The sequence below is a fragment of the Streptomyces griseus subsp. griseus genome (assembly GCF_003610995.1).
Lineage (GTDB): Bacteria > Actinomycetota > Actinomycetes > Streptomycetales > Streptomycetaceae > Streptomyces.
The window spans coordinates 2,462,590-2,477,937 of the sequence record NZ_CP032543.1 but is presented as its reverse complement, the minus strand read 5'-3'; the positions used below and the strand labels follow the sequence as shown (position 1 = coordinate 2,477,937).

Sequence of the window (15,348 nt, the reverse complement as noted above, 5' to 3'; positions counted from 1 at the left end):
GTGCGCCGTCAGGGACTCGAACCCCGGACCCGCTGATTAAGAGTCAGCTGCTCTAACCAACTGAGCTAACGGCGCCTGCTGACGTCGTAGACATTAGCACCCTGATCCGCCCGAGGAAAAATCGAATGTCCGGCCCCGTGGGACACCGCCGACCGGCTCACCCGGACACAGGCCCAGAGCAGCACATCGGGCCCCGGCAGCCATGGATTACGGGTGTCGGGCGCCACCAGCCAGCGCGGCCCGGAACCACCGGAGGGGCAGGTCAGCGGCGGTACGGTGACCGCGTCGCCGGTGCCGTGACAGAGCAGCGGGGGCACCTCGCCGCGCTGTGTGCGGGAGGTCCCGCCGCCGGATCCCCACTCCTCCCAGGCCAGCAGCGAGGGGAGCCGCTGGGCCGTTCCGGGGGAGGCGAAGAGCAGCATCCGGCCCCGGTGCACGGCGACCGGGCCGGTGCCCGGGCCCTCGGCCCACAGCTGCTCCACCATCCGCCGTCCGAACAGCGCGGGCACATTGACGACGTCGAACTGCGAGCCGCAGGGCAGCACCCCGGGCGAGGCCGGGCGCTCCTCCCACTGCGCGAGCGTGGAGCGCGGGTAGGCGGAGGCCCCCGCCAGCCAGGCGGCACCGGCGGCGGTCACCTGGGCGGCCTGCGTTCCGGTCTGGTCCCGCAGCAGGGCGAAGATGTCGACGGCGTGGGGCGCGGCTCCGCCGGCCTGCAGGGTCGTTTCGTCTTTCAGCCAAGCGCTCATGGAGAAGAGGTCTACCGGGAGTGACGGGACTGATTCCGAGAGTTGCCGAAAACCCGGACAGGGTGGGCGGGGAAGGAGTATCTTGCCCGCCCGGAATATGCCACGGGACCTGACCTCCGGCCTGAGAACCCCGCGACGCGCCTGCGGCCGGGGGCCAGGTCATGGTGGCCGGACCGTCAGGTGACGGCGGCTGGGGGCAGGCGGTCAGGTGTCAGGCGGTGGCGGACCCGTTCAGCAGGGACCGGCCGAACTCGATCATCTTCTTCGCGTAGTCCTCGGTCCACTCCGCGCGCTCCGCCACATCCGCCGCCGTCAGCCGGTCGAACCGGCTCGGATCGGCGAGCTGCGCCGCCGCCATCGCCTGGAACTCCACCGACCGGTCCGTCGCCGCGCGGAAGGCCTGCGTCAGCTCGGTCGCGCGGGCCAGCAGCTCGCGCGGGTCGTCCATCGACTCCAGGTCGAAGAAGTGCTCCGGGTCGGCGGCCGCCTGAGACGGCTCGAAGAGCAGGGGCGCGGGGCGCAGCCGCTGCCGTTCGTTCCGCTCGGACTGTGTCATGTGCTGTTCCTTCCTCTGGCGGCCCCGGACGGCCACCCTCCATTGTCCAACCCCGCGCAAGAGGGCCACAGGCCTTGCGGCACCCGGGCTTCGCTACGGCTTCCACCGCACCGGGCTTAGCTACGGCTTCCACCGCACCCGGTGCTCGGCGAGGTGGGCCAGCACCGCGTGGTTCGCCTCCCAGCCGTCGGGGAACTTCACCGTGACGCCGAGCTGGACCGGCTCCGTGGACGGGTGCTCGTCCAGCAGGTCCGCCACCCCTTCCCGGCACACCACGATGCAGGCGTGGCGGTGGCGCGAGGCCAGCACGCACAGGCGGCCCGTCTCCAGGTGGAAGGCGGTGGCGTCCGGGCGGCCGGACAGCGGGTGCAGGACCACCGTGACGTCGAACTCGCGGCCCTGGAGGCGGTTGGCCGTGTCCACCGCGACCCCCGTGACGCCCAGCTCGGCGAGGGCCGCCCGCACCGCCGCCGCCTGGTCGCGGTGGGCCGTGCCGACCGCCACCCGGTCCGCCGTCACCGGAACGGGCTCGTCCGCCCGCTCGCTGGTGGCGACGCCGCCCCGGTCCAGCAACCGCCGGACCACCAGTGCCACCGCCCGCACCGCCTCGGGGTCCGTACGCGGGGTGTGCCGGGCCGGCAGCTCCAGCAGCCCCCACCCGGCCTCGGCCGCCTCGTCCAGCACCCGGTCCGGCCCCGAGCCGTCCGAGGCCACCCCGAACGAGAGCTTCCGGTCCCCGTGGTCCGTGCCGCTGCGGAACGGCGTGTACGGGTAGAACGCGGCCGACACCAGCGGCGCCGCCGACGCCGGAAGCCGCCAGGAGACCGGTAGCCGGTGCTGCGGCAGCTCCGGATTGTGCGCGAGCAGCGTGGAGACGGCGCTCGCGGACGGGTCGTAGCTCAGCCCCGCCCACTGGTCCGCGCCCACGATCGAGAACGGGTCCAGCTGCCCCGGGTCCCCGACGAAGAGCGCCCGCTCGAACAGCCCGGCCACGGCCAGCAGCGCGTCCGAGCGCATCTGGTACGCCTCGTCGACGATCGCGTGCCCCCACGGCTCCACGTTCTTCACGTGCGCCCACTTGGCGGCCGTCGAGATCACCACGTCCAGCCCGGCCAGATCCGCCGCCTTGGCCGATTTCGTGACGCTGTCGAGGCTGTCCAGCACCTTGTCGTACGGGTCGGAGTCGCTGCTGTGCAGCCGCCCCACCGGCAGCTCCGGATCCTTCTCCGCCAGCCGCACCACCAGGTCGTCGACCTGGGCGTTGGTCTGCGCGACCACCATCAGCGGATGCCCGGCGGCGGCCAGCTCCAGGGCCGCCCTGACCACCAGGGTCGACTTCCCGGCGCCGGGCGGGGAGTCCACGACGATGCCCCGGGCGGAGCCGCGCAGGGTGTCGTCGAGGATGGCCCCGGTCGCCCGCGCCGCCTCCGCACCCGGGTCGAAGACGGTCCTCACAGCAGGCCCTCCGGGGTGACGGGGGTCGAGGTCACAGCAGGTCCTCCGGGGTCACGGGGTCGGGGTGCTCGGCGCGCGCGGCGGCGTCCGCGCCCGGCGGGCCACCGTGGGTCCACGGGGTGTCCTCCGGGTCGGGCAGCTTCGGCCCGCCGCGCTGGTCGTGCTCGAACAGGGTCCAGGCGATCCGCTCACCCGGCTCCGGCAGCGAGCCGGGCGCCGGCTCCTTGCCCCGGCCCATCCGGTCCATGATCCGCACCACCAGCAGGATCTCCCCGTCGCCGGAGTCATCGGAGGCGTACCGCACGAACTCCGCCGTCTGCGGCTTGCCGTCCAGCGAGCGGTACACCTTGGTCCGCTCGCCCAGGTGCGGCCGCTCCTGGGTGCGGAGGGTGACCAGCGGGCGCGGGGAGGGCCGCTTGGACTCCGTGTACGCCATCTCGACCTCGACCACCTCCGCCACGAACGCCTCGCCCGCCAGCCGCCGCCCGGCCAGCACCAGCGGGTCGTCCAGCGCCTCCTGCGCCTCCAGCTGGGCCTGCGCGGTCTCACGGGAGGCCAGCTTCTGGGCGGCCGTCACCGCGTCGTCGCGGCGCGGCTGCGGCGGCTCACCGGAGCCCACCCGGTCCCGGTGGGCGGTGAACGACCAGCGGTCCCTGGTCCAGCGGTCCTCGGCCCGTGACCCCTCCGGCAGCTCCCGCAGCAGGTCGATCCCCTGCCACACCGTGTCCCAGGTCGGCAGCATCACCGTGGCGAGGAGGGAGCGGATGCCGCGCTCGGCGCCGCTCAGCTCGCCGAGCCGCTCATCGGCCGTGAGCCCGTCCTCGGCCGCCGCGAGCGCCTGCCGGGCCCGGTCGTACGTCTCGATCGCCGGGGCGAGGAGCCGGTTGTCGAAGGCCGGGTCGGTGGCGGGCCCGGCGGGCGGGCAGAGGAGCTGCCCGCCCTGGTCACGGCCCGCCTCGGCGCGGAGGGCCGCCTCCGCGCCGGTCATGCCCTGCGGCGGGTCGATCCAGGCGAGCAGCGCGCCCAGGTGCTGGTCCTCCAGGCTGCTCTGGCCGGTGGCCCAGTGCCGGTTCAGCAGGTCCGTGGCGGCGAGGAGGAGCGAGGAGCCGGGGACCCGGGCCCGCTCGCCGTAGTGCGTGAGCCAGCGGCCGAGCAGCGGGACGCGGGCCGGGGCCGGATACGGCGTCTCCGGGTCGTCCTCGGCGGTCCGGCGGAACCGCATGGACCGGCCGAGCAGCCGGACGAACTCGATGCCCGCCCGGCTCGGCACGATCAGCTGGGGTGCGTCCGTGCACAACTCGACCTCGACCTTGGTCTTCTTGCCGGTCGCCGGATCGGTCTCGTTGCGCTCGGCGGGCTCCACCACGTCCGCGTACGCCTCGATGTGCGGAAGGACCGCCTCCGCCAGCTCGGCCAGGAACGCGAACCGCAGGTCACGGTCGCGTGGCTGGGCGACGGCGAGGAGCCGGGGCGCCTCGCGGTCGGTGCCGACGAGAGCGCCGAGCGGCGCCCCGGCCTCCCCGGCGGTGGTGAGCGGCACGATCACCAGCGGCCGGTCGGTGAGGTGGCGGTGGCGGACGGTCGCCAGGGGCTGGGCGCGGCCGGAGTCGACGGCCTCCAGCCGGGCGAGGGTGCTGATCAGCGACATGCGGCCGCACCCTCCCGGGCCTGTCCGCGCAAGGCTGCCGCGCCTTCCGGCGCCTCGGCGCGTCCCTGGGCCTCGGCGCGCAGCGCGGCGGCACTCTCCAAGGCGTCGGCGCGCAGCGCGGCGGCCCGGCGCAGGGCGGCCACGGTCGGGTCGGCGGGGTCGCCCTCCTTCCCCGCGGCGGCGGCCAGCACCCCGGCCACCGTGGTCAGCCCGCCCAGCTCTCCGCGCACACTCCGCCCGAGCGTCTCCACCGCCCCCTCCGCCCGGGACCTCGCCCGGCAGTGGAAGGCCAGCTCACAGGCGGCCAGGCACTCGGGGGCGTAGGCGGCGGTGACGGAGGAGACGGCGGACTCCAGCTCCTGCGGCGAGCACGCCGGGTCGAAGGTCGTGCCCTCGGGCAGGGCGTCCGCGATGTCCTCGATGCGGGTGAGGCGGGTCAGCTGGCGGCGGGTCACGGCACGCTGCTTGCGCACGTCGACGACGGAGGCGGTCGGCAGGTTGGAGAAGTCCTTCGGGCAGACCAGCAGCACCTGATGGCCCACCTCGGCCCCCTCGGTCACCGCCGCGACCCGCTCCAGCGCCAGCACGTACACCGCGGCCTGGCGGGCGGCGGCCCCGACCTTCGCGGCGTCGGCGGAGGCGTCGATCATCGGGAACGACTTGATCTCGACCACCGTCCAGCGGCCGTCGGGGTGCACCACCACCGCGTCCGGCTCCAGATAGGCCGGGGAGCCCGCCACCTCCAGGGCCAGCATCGGGTGGTCCAGCAGCGCCCAGCCGCCCGCCGCCGTCGCCTCGCGCAGGGCGAGCGCGGTCCGGGCGGCCCGGCCCTCGGGACCGGCGGCGCTCAGGTCGGGCGTGGCGGCGTCCGGGCCCGGGGCGGGGGCTCCGCCGCCGAGCCGTTCGTACAGCAGGCGCAGCAGCTCCGCCCCGCCGTCGGCCTTGACCTTGGCCTCGAACGCGTTGCCCCGCATGAAGGCGAACTGGGACTGGCCGAAGGGGGCGGGGGAGCCGAGCGCCTCGGCCAGCACGCCCTTGTCGACCCCGGCGCCGTCCAGGAGGGCGCGGCGCTTGCACCCCGGGTTCGCGGCGAGCGCGGCGAGCGCGCGGGCGTCCAGCGGATGCGGGGCGACGGAGGGGCCGCGCAGCTCAGCGAGCCGCTGCCGGAGCGTCGTCGCCGGCCGCGCCGCCCGAGGCGCTTCCGCGGCTCGGGACGCCTGCGGGGCCCGGGATGGCTGAGGTGCCTGCGCGCTGTACGGCGCCGACGGGGTCTGCCGCGCCGTCGGCTGCCGCGTCGGGGGAATCTGCGGAGGAGGTCCGCTGGCCGGGGATTCGCTCACCCGCGGAAGTCTTGCATCCGGCACTGACAATCGGGGACTTCACGGGCTCGGAGGCGGTACGCACGGTGGTGAAGGCGGCCCCCAGACGCCCCTTCACCCGGTCGGCCAGCCGCATCCCAGGCCTGGTCAGCAGGGCTCCGAGCCCCATCACGGCCGCGCCCGCGACCGCGTCCAGGAAATAGTGGTTCGCGGTGCCCATGACGACGATGGTGGTGAGCAGGGGGTAGGCGACACCGGCGGCCCGGAGCAGGGGGTGGCGGGCGTGACGCCACAGGAGGATGCCGCACCACAGGGACCAGCCGACGTGCAGGCTCGGCATGGCCGCGTACTGGTTGGTCATCCCGCTCAGCCCGCGCGGGGCGCTCGCGCCGGCGCCCCACCAGCCGTACGCGCTGTACTGCGCCATCGTGTCGACGAAGCCGTGGCTCGCGTCCAGCAGCCGGGGCGGGCAGGTCGGCATCAGCGTGAAGCCGACGAGACCGAGCAGGGTCGAGTTCATCAGCCAGACCCGGGCCGCCCGGTACGCCGCCGACCTGCGCCGGAACATCCAGACCAGGACCGCCGGGGTGACGAGGTAGTGCAGGGAGGCGTAGGCGAAGTCGGCGGGTATCCCCAGGGAAGGGGTGCTGGTGAAGAGACGGTTCAGCGGGTGCTCGGCGTTGAGATGGAACGCCTGCTCGAACCGGAGGATCGCCAGGCCGTTGTCGACCGCCGTCGAGACGTCGCCGCGCACCAGGAGGCGGCCCATCGAGTACAGCCCGTACACCACCGCGATCAGTGGGAGCTCCGTCCACCAGCGGGGTCGATGACCGGTCGCGGGCAGGGCGGTGGCGTGCGGCATCCGGTGGCTCTCCCCGTGTTCATGCGGCCGACGGTGGGCGTTCAACCGTAAGGCGGAGGTGGCCCGCCGAGTTTTCCGGGGGTCCCCTTGTGGACTTCCCCCCAGCAGCCTGCCCCGTGATGGCTCCGGTACCGGTGTGGACGGCTGCTCACAGAGGGACGCCGCCACCGCCCCGGAGGTTGCCTTCCGAGGCGGTACGGGATGATGGAAGGCCCAGCACCACCGTTCCAGGGAGAGCCTTCATGGCACCGCGCATCCTCCTCGCCCGGCATGGCCAGACCCAGTGGTCGGTCCAGGGCAATCACACCGGCAGGACGGACATCCCGCTCCTGGACACCGGCCGCGAGGGCGCGAAGCTGCTCGGCGAACGGCTCCACCGGGCGCCGTGGCGCGGGCTGCCCGGCGTCGAGATCCGCACCAGCCCGCTGGTCCGGGCCGCCGAGACCTGCGAGATCGCCGGGTTCGGGGAGCGGGCGGAGCCGTGGGACGCGCTGATGGAGTGGGACTACGGGGCGTACGAGGGGCTGACGCCGACGCAGATCAAGGCGGACCGGCCGGACTGGCTGATCTGGCGCGACGGGGTCCCGGAGGGGGAGAGCCTCGCGGAGGTCACCGCCCGCGCCGACGAGGTCGTCGGCTGGGCGCGCTCGGCCGACCGCGACGTGCTGGTCTTCGCCCACGGCCATATCCTGCGCGCCCTCGCCGCGCGCTGGCTGGGCGAGGACCTGTCCTTCGGCGCCCGCATCCGCCTGGAACCTACGTCACTGTCGGTGCTGGGCTGGGCGTACGGCGAGCCGGCCATAGAGCGCTGGAACGACACGGGCCACCTGGAGACCGCGTAAGCCCGTGGGGTGCCAGGGGCACCCGCCCCAGCCCGTCCGGCGCTTGAGGACGGAACCGTCGAGCACGGTCCAGGTGCGTTTCAGGGTCTCCCGCCCCAGGGGATCCAAGGGTGCCCGCCCACCCAGGCAAGAGTTTTCGTCCTCAAACGCCGGACGGGCTGGAAAGGCCCCCCGGGCACGGGCTGAAGGCGACCACGGGGGAAGGCGACCACTGGCTGGAGCCCGCCACGGGCCGGACGCGGCCGTTCCTCAGGCCGAGAGGGACTCCCGGTGGCGGGTCAAGAAAGACGTCGCCCCCACCCCACCCCGCCCCGCCTCCAGCACCCGTGCCGCCCCCGCCACCATCCCCCGGATCCGTGAGGACTGGACCCGGTCCAGCAGGTCCAGCACCTGGTGGCCCGTCGCCGCCGCCTCCTCCACCCGGCCCGCGCGCGCCAGATCCCCCGTCAGCTGCGCCCGGTACAGCGCGAGGTTCCGGGTGAAGTGCGCGTCCTGCAACGTCACCGCCCGCCGCCCGTGCCGCGCCGCCCGCGACCAGTCGCCCAGCGCCGACCAGCACTGCGCCTCCAGCAGCTCCAGCTCCGCCTCCCGGAAGAAGCTCATCCACTCCGGGTCACCCCCCGCCGCCCCCCGCTCGAACGCCGCCCGCGCCCGCCCGATCGCCCGGTCGCACCCCGTACGGTCCCCGAGCCCCGCCCGGCCCCCCGCCTCCCGCAGCGCGAGCAGCGCCAGCAGCCGGGGCGAGCCCAGCGTGCGGGCCGCCCGCTGCCCGGCCTCGGCAGCCCGTACCGCCTCGCGCGGCCGCCCCGCGTCCCGCGCCAGGAACGACGTGTTGCAGAACGCGTGCGCCTCAAGCCCCGCGTCCCCCGCCAGCCGCGCCGTCGCCAGCGCCTCCGCGTAGTGCGAGCGCGCGTCGTCGAAGCGACCCGAGTCATGGGCCAGCCACCCCACCGAGATGGCCAGCTCACCCGCGCCCGCGTGCAGCCGGTCCGCGGTGGCCCGCCGCGTCGTGGTCCCCGCGTCCAGCAGCTCGTACGCCGCCCTCAACGGCCGCGCCGCCTGCCGGTAGAGCCCGTCCCCGCCGTGCCGGTCGTCCAGCACCCGGATCCGCCGTACCGCCTGCTCCACGGCGTCCACCTCGCTCTCACCGACCCGGCGCTGTGCGGGCAGGGAGATCCGGGCGGCGGAGGCGGGCGCCCCGCCCAGACCCAGGGAAGCGGCGGCCACGGTGACCGTGCCGCCCATCATGAACACGCGACGCAGCACGTCGCTCTCCTCGTCGGTGTGGTGGGACTCGTCGGGTGCGGGCGGCGGGGCCGGCTCACAGACGACCCGCGCCCCCCGCCCCCGTACGCTCTCGCGGGCCGAGAACCCCAGGTCGGCCAGGGAGGCGCCGGGGAACATGTGCAGGAAGACCCGTTCGTACGCGTAGTTGGGACAGCGGATCTCCCCGGACTCCACGCGTCCGATGTACCGGGCGTCGCACGCGACCTGTTCACCGATCTCCCGCGCCGCCCGGCGGACGGCGGCCGCGAACTCCCCTGCGGAGCGCTGTCCGCGCAGCTGGCGGAAGACGAGGTTGGGAACTGCCCCTGTCGACACCATGGCCGGCCCCTCTCTGGTGCAAGCGGTGCAAGCCGGGTCCTGTTCTCCGGTGTCCCGGCGGAGCAAGAACGTACCTGCTGTGACAGGGAGCACACGCGGAGATTCGTTACTTATCGGGTCATTCCTCCTGTGATCCGCCATGAACTGCCACCCTTTGCGGCGGTGTGGTCCCGTAGCCCTTGACGCTCCGCGGCCGTTGGTCCATGTGGAGACGGAGTGTGGCTCCGTTCGGCGATGAGAGGAGGGGTTCCCTTGCTGCACATCGGCATGGAGACCGGCTCACGGACGACCGCGACGAACCCGACGACGACCACGACCCCCACCAAGCCCCCGGCATCCGCACCCGCGCCCGCACCGGCCCCCGCGGAACAGCCCTGCGACCTCGTCACCGTCCCCGCCCGCCAGGGGCTGGAGGCCGTCGACATCCTCCGCCGGGGCCGGGACCAGGAGGCCGTCGGCCCGGTCCTGCACGACGGCGCCTGCGACACCCTCGGCTTCCTCGTCCCGCCCGGCACCGCCGACGCCTGGGACGTACCGGGCAGTGCCTGTACGCGGACCGACGGCCGAGGGCTGCGCATCCCCACCACTCCGCCCGCCGCCGGTTCCGGCTGGCTGCTCCCGCCCGCCGAGGACGCCCCGGTCACCGACCCCGCCGTACTCCGCGCCGCCCTCGACCAGGCGGCCCGCCTGCTGGAGGCGGCCGACGGCTGCAACTGAGCCGGCGGCCCCCGCCGGAGCCCATAATGGCCGGACGGGCGGACACCTCCGCCGCTGCCGGTATCCCGGGCCCCCACCAGCAAGGACCAGCGCACGTGGCACGACGAGGAGCGCCGACCGGGGGCAGGAAGGACCGCCGGGGCGCGGACCGGAGCGAGCGCGAGCCCTTCTCCGGGCCGGTCGACAGCGGTCGCGCCGAGCTCATACCCGACCGGGAGCGCCCGGACGGCTGGACGCTGCTGCTGGACGGCGCCCCGCAGTCCCATGTGGACCTCGGCGACCCCGCCCACCTCTCCTTCGCCTACCAGCGCCGGCTCGGCCACATCATCGACCTGGCCGCGCCCCCGCTCCGGCCCCTGCACGTCCTGCACCTCGGCGGCGGCGCCCTCACCCTCGCCCGGTACGTCGCGGCGACCCGTCCCCGCTCCACCCAGCAGGTCGTGGAGGTCGACGCGGCGCTCGTCCAGCTCGTCCGCGAGCGGCTCCCGCTGGACCCGCAGGCCCGGGTGCGGGTCCGGGCGCTGGACGCCCGGGAAGGGCTCGGCAAGCTCCCGGACGGCTGGGCGGACCTGGTCATCGCGGACGTCTTCAGCGGCGCCCGCACCCCCGCCCACCTGACCTCCGCCGAATTCCTCACCGACGTACGCCGGGTGCTGAAGCCGTCGGGCCAGTACGCCGCGAACCTCGCCGACGGGCCCCCGCTCGCCCATCTGCGCGGCCAGGTGGCCACCGCCGCCACCGTCTTCCCCGAACTGGCCCTCGCCGCCGACCCCGTGGTCTGGCGCGGCCGCCGCTTCGGCAACGCGGTCCTGCTCGCCTCCGCCCTGCCGCTCGCGGTGGCCGAGTTCACCCGCCGGGTGGCCGGCGACCCGCACCCCGGCCGGGTCGAACACGGGCGGGCGCTCACGGACTTCACGGGCGGCGCGGCGGTCGTCACGGACGCGGCGGCCAAGCCGTCACCGGCGCCGCCGCCGTCCGTCTTCGACACGTAGTGAACGGCTTACGGTTCGACGACCTGCACCGTCGGCGGGGTCCCGTTCCAGGTGCAGAACACGGAGTACGTCTTCCCGTCCACGCCGCCCCCGTCGCTGAAGTCGACCCGGATCCAGGCGTCGTTCGTCCACACCTGCATCGACCACCCGGGCTCCGGCGTCGCCGAGACCAGCTTCGCCGAGCTCTTCCCCAGCTCGAACACGACCCGGCCGCCGGCGGTCCGGTACCCCTTCACCTCACCGGAGTTCGCGCCCGGTTCGGGCGAGGCCGGGGGAGGCGCCGGGGCACTCGACGGCGTACGGGAGGGGCGTGCGGCCGGCGGTGAGGGGCTCGCGCTGCCGCTGTCCGCCGAGGGGGAGCGGGAAGGCGTCGGCGATGAGCGGTACGTCGACGAGACGAGCGGCTCCTCGGTGGACTGCCCGATCCGCTGCGGGGCGCCCGCGCCCACGGAGATCGGCACCGCCCGGGGCGGGTCGTACGCCGTCCCGGTCATGACCGTGCGCACACCCCACCACGACAGCGTGACCGCCGCGCCGGTGGCGAGCGACCACGCGAGCGCGTGTACGAGTCCTCGTTGCATCGGGCACATCCTGCACCACGCGCACCTGGACTGTCCCCCTCCGGTACCTTCCGTCCCCCTCGGGCCGCCTCCCGTCCCGGCCTTTGCGGAGGATTCCGGCGAGGTGGGACGGGGCGGGGACCCGGCCCGTCCGCATGGCGTACGGTGCCGCCCATGGCAAGTGTGCTCGTGGTCGAGGACGACCAGTTCGTACGTTCCGCCCTCATCCGGCACCTCAGTGAGGCCTCCCACACGGTACGGAGTGTGGGCACCGCGCTCGAAGCGCTGCGCGAGGTCGCCCACTTCCGCTTCGACGTGGTCATCCTCGATCTCGGACTGCCCGACCTCGACGGCAGCGAGGCGCTGAAGATGCTGCGGTCCATCACCGACGTACCCGTCATCATCGCCACCGCCCGGGACGACGAGAGCGAGATCGTCCGGCTGCTCAACGACGGCGCCGACGACTACCTGACCAAACCTTTCTCCGTGGAGCACCTCTCCGCCCGCATGGCCGCCGTGCTGCGGCGTTCCCGTGCGGCCGGGGACCAGGCGCCGCCGCCCCGGGTCATCCGCGTCGGCGGGCTCGCCATCGACCCGCTGCGCCGCCGCGCCGAACTCGACGGCACCGAACTCGACCTCACCCGGCGCGAGTTCGACCTGCTGACCTTCCTGGCCGGGCGGCCCGGGGTGGTGGTCGCCCGCAAGGAGCTGCTGGCCGAGGTCTGGCAGCAGTCGTACGGCGACGACCAGACCATCGACGTCCACCTCTCCTGGCTCCGCCGCAAGCTCGGTGAGACCGCCGCCCGGCCGCGCTATCTGCACACCCTGCGCGGCGTCGGCGTGAAGCTCCAGCCGCCCGCCGGGACCCCGGCCGTGGAGCCACCCGCATGAGATGGGCCCTGGTCAAGGTGTGTCTGGCGGTCACCGCGATGGTCGTCATCGCCTTCGCCGTACCCCTCGGGCTCGTCATCCGGGAGATGGCCAGCGACCGGGCCTTCTCCGATGCCGAGCGCCAGGCCGCGATGATCGCCCCGGCGCTCTCCATCACCACCGACCGCGAGGAGCTGACCCGGGCCGTCCTCTCCACCGAACCGGGTGACCGGGGGCGGCTCGCCGTCCATGTGCCGGCCGGCGAGAAGGCGGCGGACGGAACCCGGGGCCAGGCGTTGGACATCGGCACCCGGCGGGCGAGCCCCAAGGACGTGGAGACCGTACGCAAGGCGGGGCGCGCCTCCATCACCGAGGCCACCGGCGGCTTCGCCCTGCTCCAGCCCACCGCCTTGTCCACCGGGGACATCGCCGTGGTCGAGGTCTTCGTCCCCGAGGGGGAGGTCTCCAACGGGGTGGCCACCGCCTGGCTGATCCTGGCGGGCGTCGGCGTCGCCCTGATCGTCGGCTCGGTGGCGGTCGCGGACCGGCTCGGCGTACGGATGGTCCAGCCCGCCCAGCGCCTCGCGGGCGCCGCCCAGGACCTGGGGGAGGGGCGGCTGGGCACCCGGGTCCCCGAGGAGGGCCCCACCGAACTCCGTTCCGCCGCCGTCGCGTTCAACTCCATGGCCGACCAGGTCGTCCAGCTCCTGGCCAATGAGCGCGAGCTGGCCGCCGACCTCTCGCACCGGCTGCGCACCCCGCTCACCGTCCTCCGGCTGAACGCCGCATCGCTCGGCGAGGGCCCGGCGGCCGACCAGACCCGGGCGGCGGTGGAGCAGCTGGAGCACGAGGTCGACACGATCATCCGCACCGCCCGCGAACAGCGCCCCCAGACCCAGGGCGTGCAGACCCGCGCCGGGGCCGGGTGCGACGCCTCCGCGGTGATCCGGGAGCGCATGGACTTCTGGTCGGCGCTGGCGGAGGACGAGGGGCGCGAGGTGCGGCTCGCGGGAGTGGACCGTACGGTACGCATCCCCGTCGCCCGCCCCGAACTGGCCGCCGCCCTCGACGCGTTGCTCGGCAACGTCTTCCGCCACACCCCCGAGGGCACCGCCTTCGCCGTCGACGTCCACCACAGCGGTGACGCGGTCATCGTCCTCGTCTCGGACGCGGGCCCCGGCATCGCCGACCCGGAGGCGGCCCTGGCCCGAGGTACCAGCAAGCCGGGCACGGTCGGCTCCACCGGACTCGGCCTGGACATCGTGCGCCGGGTCGCCGAGTCCACCGGCGGCGATCTGCGCATCGGGCGGTCCGTGCTCGGCGGCACGGAGGTGCGGATCTGGATCGGGCTGCACGGCAGCAGCCCGGAGCGCGGACAGCGCGGCCACGGCCGCCGGGTGACCCGCCGGTTCGGCCGTCAGCGCCGCCGGGAACCACGGACCGCGGCCGGTCCGGGAGCCCAGCCCGGGGCCCATCATTAACCCGCTCCCATGCGTTCCTTAAGCGCACCCTAAGAACATCAACTACGGTCCGCAACGCCCGCTTTGCCCGTTCCGCTGCCGCTAGCGTGCTCCTGCATCCCCCCACGGGGACATCCGCAGGACACAGAGGCAGGCAGGGCACGTTGATGGGTTCCCGTTCACACCGCCGCACGGCGACCACCCGCACCAAGGCGGTCGGTGCGATCGCCGCCGCCGCGGTCGTCGGCGGGACGGTCTTCGCCCTGACCGGTACGGCGCAGGCGGCGGCGGTCGGGGCGACGTACACCCGGACCAGCGACTGGACCAGCGGCTACACCGGCCAGTACGTCGTCACCAACGAGACGGACAGGACCCTCACCGACTGGACCCTCCAGTTCGACCTCCCGGCCGGCACGAAGATCGGCTCGCTCTGGAACGGCGAGCACACGGTGCGGGGCAACCGCGTCACCGTGAAGCCCGCGAGCTGGGACAGGGAGCTGGCCCCCGGGAAGTCCGTGACGGTCGGCTTCGTCACCTCCGCCACCGGCACGGCGGGCGACCCGGCCTCCTGCCTCATCAACAACGCCACCTGCTCCGCCGGCGGCCCGGCCCCCACCCCGAGCGGCCGCCCCACGGACACCCCCACGGCCACCCCCACCTCCTCCGCCTCTCCCACCGCGTCCGCGTCCCCCAGCGCGACCGCACCGACCCCCACGCCGACCCCCACCGCCACCGATCGCCCCGGTGGCGGCGGGGAAACCGGCTCCCGGTTCGCTCCCTACATCGACACCTCGCTCCATCCCGCGTACGACCTTCTCGACACCGCCGCGAAGACCGGGGTGGACGAGTTCCACCTCGCCTTCATCACCTCCGGCGGCAGCTGCGCCCCGCTCTGGGGCGGCGTCACCGCCCTCGGTGACGACCGAGTGGCGGGTCAGATCGGCGCGTTGCGGGCCAAGGGCGGTGACGTCCGGGTCTCCTTCGGCGGCGCGGCCGGTGCCGAACTGGCCCTGAACTGCTCCTCCTCCGCCGATCTCGCCGCTGCCTACGGCAAGGTCGTCGACGCCTACCGGCTCACCAAGGTCGACTTCGACATCGAGGGCACCGCCCTGCCCGACACGGCTGCCAACACCCGCCGCGCCCAGGCCATCGCCCAGCTCCAGAAGAAGTACCCGGACCTGGATGTCGCGTTCACCCTGCCCGTCATGCCCGAGGGGCTGACGCAGCCCGGCGTCGACCTGCTCGCCGACGCCAGGAAGAACGGCGTCCGGGTCGACGCGGTCAACATCATGGCGATGGACTACGGGCCCGCCTACAGCGACGACATGGGCGTATACGCCATCCAGGCGGCGACCGCGACCCAGGCCCAGATCAAGGGGGTCCTCGGGCTCTCCGAGGCCGCCGCGTGGAAGGCCGTCGCCATCACCCCGATGATCGGTGTGAACGATGTCGTCACCGAGGTCTTCACGGTCGAGGACGCCACGCAGGTCGTGAAGTTCGCCCAGGAGAAGGGCGTCGGCCGCCTGGCCATGTGGTCCGGCACCCGGGACAAGGCGTGCCCGGGCGGGCCCAAGCCGGCCGCCGACGCCACGTGCAGCTCCATCGACCAGGAGCCGCTGGCCTTCACGAAGGCGTTCGCCGCCTTCGGATAGCCCCCCAGACCATCCCGTACCCCCCACGCGCGCGCCCCGGCCGGGCCACCCCACCTCCGGC

The 15,348-nt window shown here is 74.3% G+C and carries 14 protein-coding genes and 1 tRNA gene; 6 read left to right on the top strand and 9 right to left on the bottom strand.

Annotated features, from left to right (window positions below; genetic code table 11):
• Position 1 precedes the first annotated feature (1 nt).
• The 7 genes from D6270_RS11305 to D6270_RS11275 all read right to left on the bottom strand — a co-directional run bounded on the left by D6270_RS11305 (position 2) and on the right by D6270_RS11275 (position 6,589).
• A tRNA-Lys gene (locus D6270_RS11305) sits at positions 2-75 on the bottom strand.
• Entirely contained in the window at positions 66-749 is a 684-nt protein-coding gene (locus D6270_RS11300; RefSeq protein ID WP_109165524.1) for a bifunctional DNA primase/polymerase, read from the bottom strand. The genes D6270_RS11305 and D6270_RS11300 overlap by 10 nt, the downstream gene beginning before the upstream one ends.
• 211 nt (positions 750-960) lie before the next feature.
• Positions 961-1,305 carry a DUF8844 domain-containing protein gene (locus tag D6270_RS11295; RefSeq protein ID WP_109165525.1) on the bottom strand — a complete coding sequence of 115 codons (345 nt, stop codon included), beginning with the start codon at positions 1,303-1,305 and terminating at the stop codon, positions 961-963.
• Positions 1,306-1,425: 120 nt separating this feature from the next.
• A complete protein-coding gene (locus tag D6270_RS11290; protein ID WP_109165526.1) occupies positions 1,426-2,760 on the bottom strand; it encodes an AAA domain-containing protein in 1,335 nt (444 codons plus the stop codon).
• A gap of 31 nt (positions 2,761-2,791) precedes the next feature.
• Complete coding sequence (locus tag D6270_RS11285) at positions 2,792-4,408, bottom strand: hypothetical protein (protein ID WP_109165527.1); 1,617 nt, start codon at positions 4,406-4,408, stop codon at positions 2,792-2,794.
• Positions 4,399-5,439: a hypothetical protein gene (locus D6270_RS33965; RefSeq protein ID WP_204117219.1), complete on the bottom strand. Its 1,041-nt coding sequence runs from the start codon at positions 5,437-5,439 to the stop codon at positions 4,399-4,401. The genes D6270_RS11285 and D6270_RS33965 overlap by 10 nt, the downstream gene beginning before the upstream one ends.
• A gap of 118 nt (positions 5,440-5,557) precedes the next feature.
• Positions 5,558-6,589, bottom strand: coding sequence for a phosphatase PAP2 family protein (locus D6270_RS11275; protein WP_109165528.1), 1,032 nt, complete (start codon positions 6,587-6,589; stop codon positions 5,558-5,560).
• A gap of 242 nt (positions 6,590-6,831) precedes the next feature.
• Here D6270_RS11275 and D6270_RS11270 point away from each other — a divergent pair, with 242 nt between their 5' ends.
• The gene (locus tag D6270_RS11270) at positions 6,832-7,431 is read left to right on the top strand and encodes a histidine phosphatase family protein (RefSeq protein ID WP_109165529.1); all 600 of its coding nucleotides are present in this window, start codon (positions 6,832-6,834) and stop codon (positions 7,429-7,431) included.
• Between the two features lie 249 nt (positions 7,432-7,680).
• Here the strand turns inward: D6270_RS11270 and D6270_RS11265 are convergent, their stop codons facing one another.
• Positions 7,681-9,036: an NsdA family TPR-like regulatory protein gene (locus tag D6270_RS11265; RefSeq protein ID WP_151414666.1), complete on the bottom strand. Its 1,356-nt coding sequence runs from the start codon at positions 9,034-9,036 to the stop codon at positions 7,681-7,683.
• Positions 9,037-9,288: 252 nt separating this feature from the next.
• Here D6270_RS11265 and D6270_RS11260 point away from each other — a divergent pair, with 252 nt between their 5' ends.
• Both D6270_RS11260 and D6270_RS11255 read left to right on the top strand, forming a co-directional pair.
• Positions 9,289-9,753 (top strand): hypothetical protein, encoded by a 465-nt coding sequence (locus tag D6270_RS11260; protein ID WP_202418324.1) that lies wholly within the window; start codon positions 9,289-9,291, stop codon positions 9,751-9,753.
• 95 nt (positions 9,754-9,848) lie between these two features.
• Complete coding sequence (locus D6270_RS11255) at positions 9,849-10,745, top strand: spermidine synthase (protein WP_109165531.1); 897 nt, start codon at positions 9,849-9,851, stop codon at positions 10,743-10,745.
• A gap of 8 nt (positions 10,746-10,753) precedes the next feature.
• On the opposite strand, the gene D6270_RS11250 is transcribed toward D6270_RS11255, so the two are convergent.
• The gene (locus D6270_RS11250; protein WP_109165532.1) at positions 10,754-11,326 is read right to left on the bottom strand and encodes a hypothetical protein; all 573 of its coding nucleotides are present in this window, start codon (positions 11,324-11,326) and stop codon (positions 10,754-10,756) included.
• A 153-nt stretch (positions 11,327-11,479) separates the two neighbouring features.
• On the opposite strand from D6270_RS11250, the gene D6270_RS11245 reads away from it, so the two are divergent.
• The 3 genes from D6270_RS11245 to D6270_RS11235 all read left to right on the top strand — a co-directional run bounded on the left by D6270_RS11245 (position 11,480) and on the right by D6270_RS11235 (position 15,287).
• A complete protein-coding gene (locus D6270_RS11245; protein WP_109165533.1) occupies positions 11,480-12,196 on the top strand; it encodes a response regulator transcription factor in 717 nt (238 codons plus the stop codon).
• Positions 12,193-13,656: a sensor histidine kinase gene (locus D6270_RS11240; RefSeq protein ID WP_109165534.1), complete on the top strand. Its 1,464-nt coding sequence runs from the start codon at positions 12,193-12,195 to the stop codon at positions 13,654-13,656. Before D6270_RS11245 ends, D6270_RS11240 begins: the two co-directional genes overlap by 4 nt.
• Positions 13,657-13,802: 146 nt before the next feature.
• Positions 13,803-15,287: a cellulose binding domain-containing protein gene (locus tag D6270_RS11235; RefSeq protein ID WP_109165535.1), complete on the top strand. Its 1,485-nt coding sequence runs from the start codon at positions 13,803-13,805 to the stop codon at positions 15,285-15,287.
• Positions 15,288-15,348: the final 61 nt, after the last annotated feature.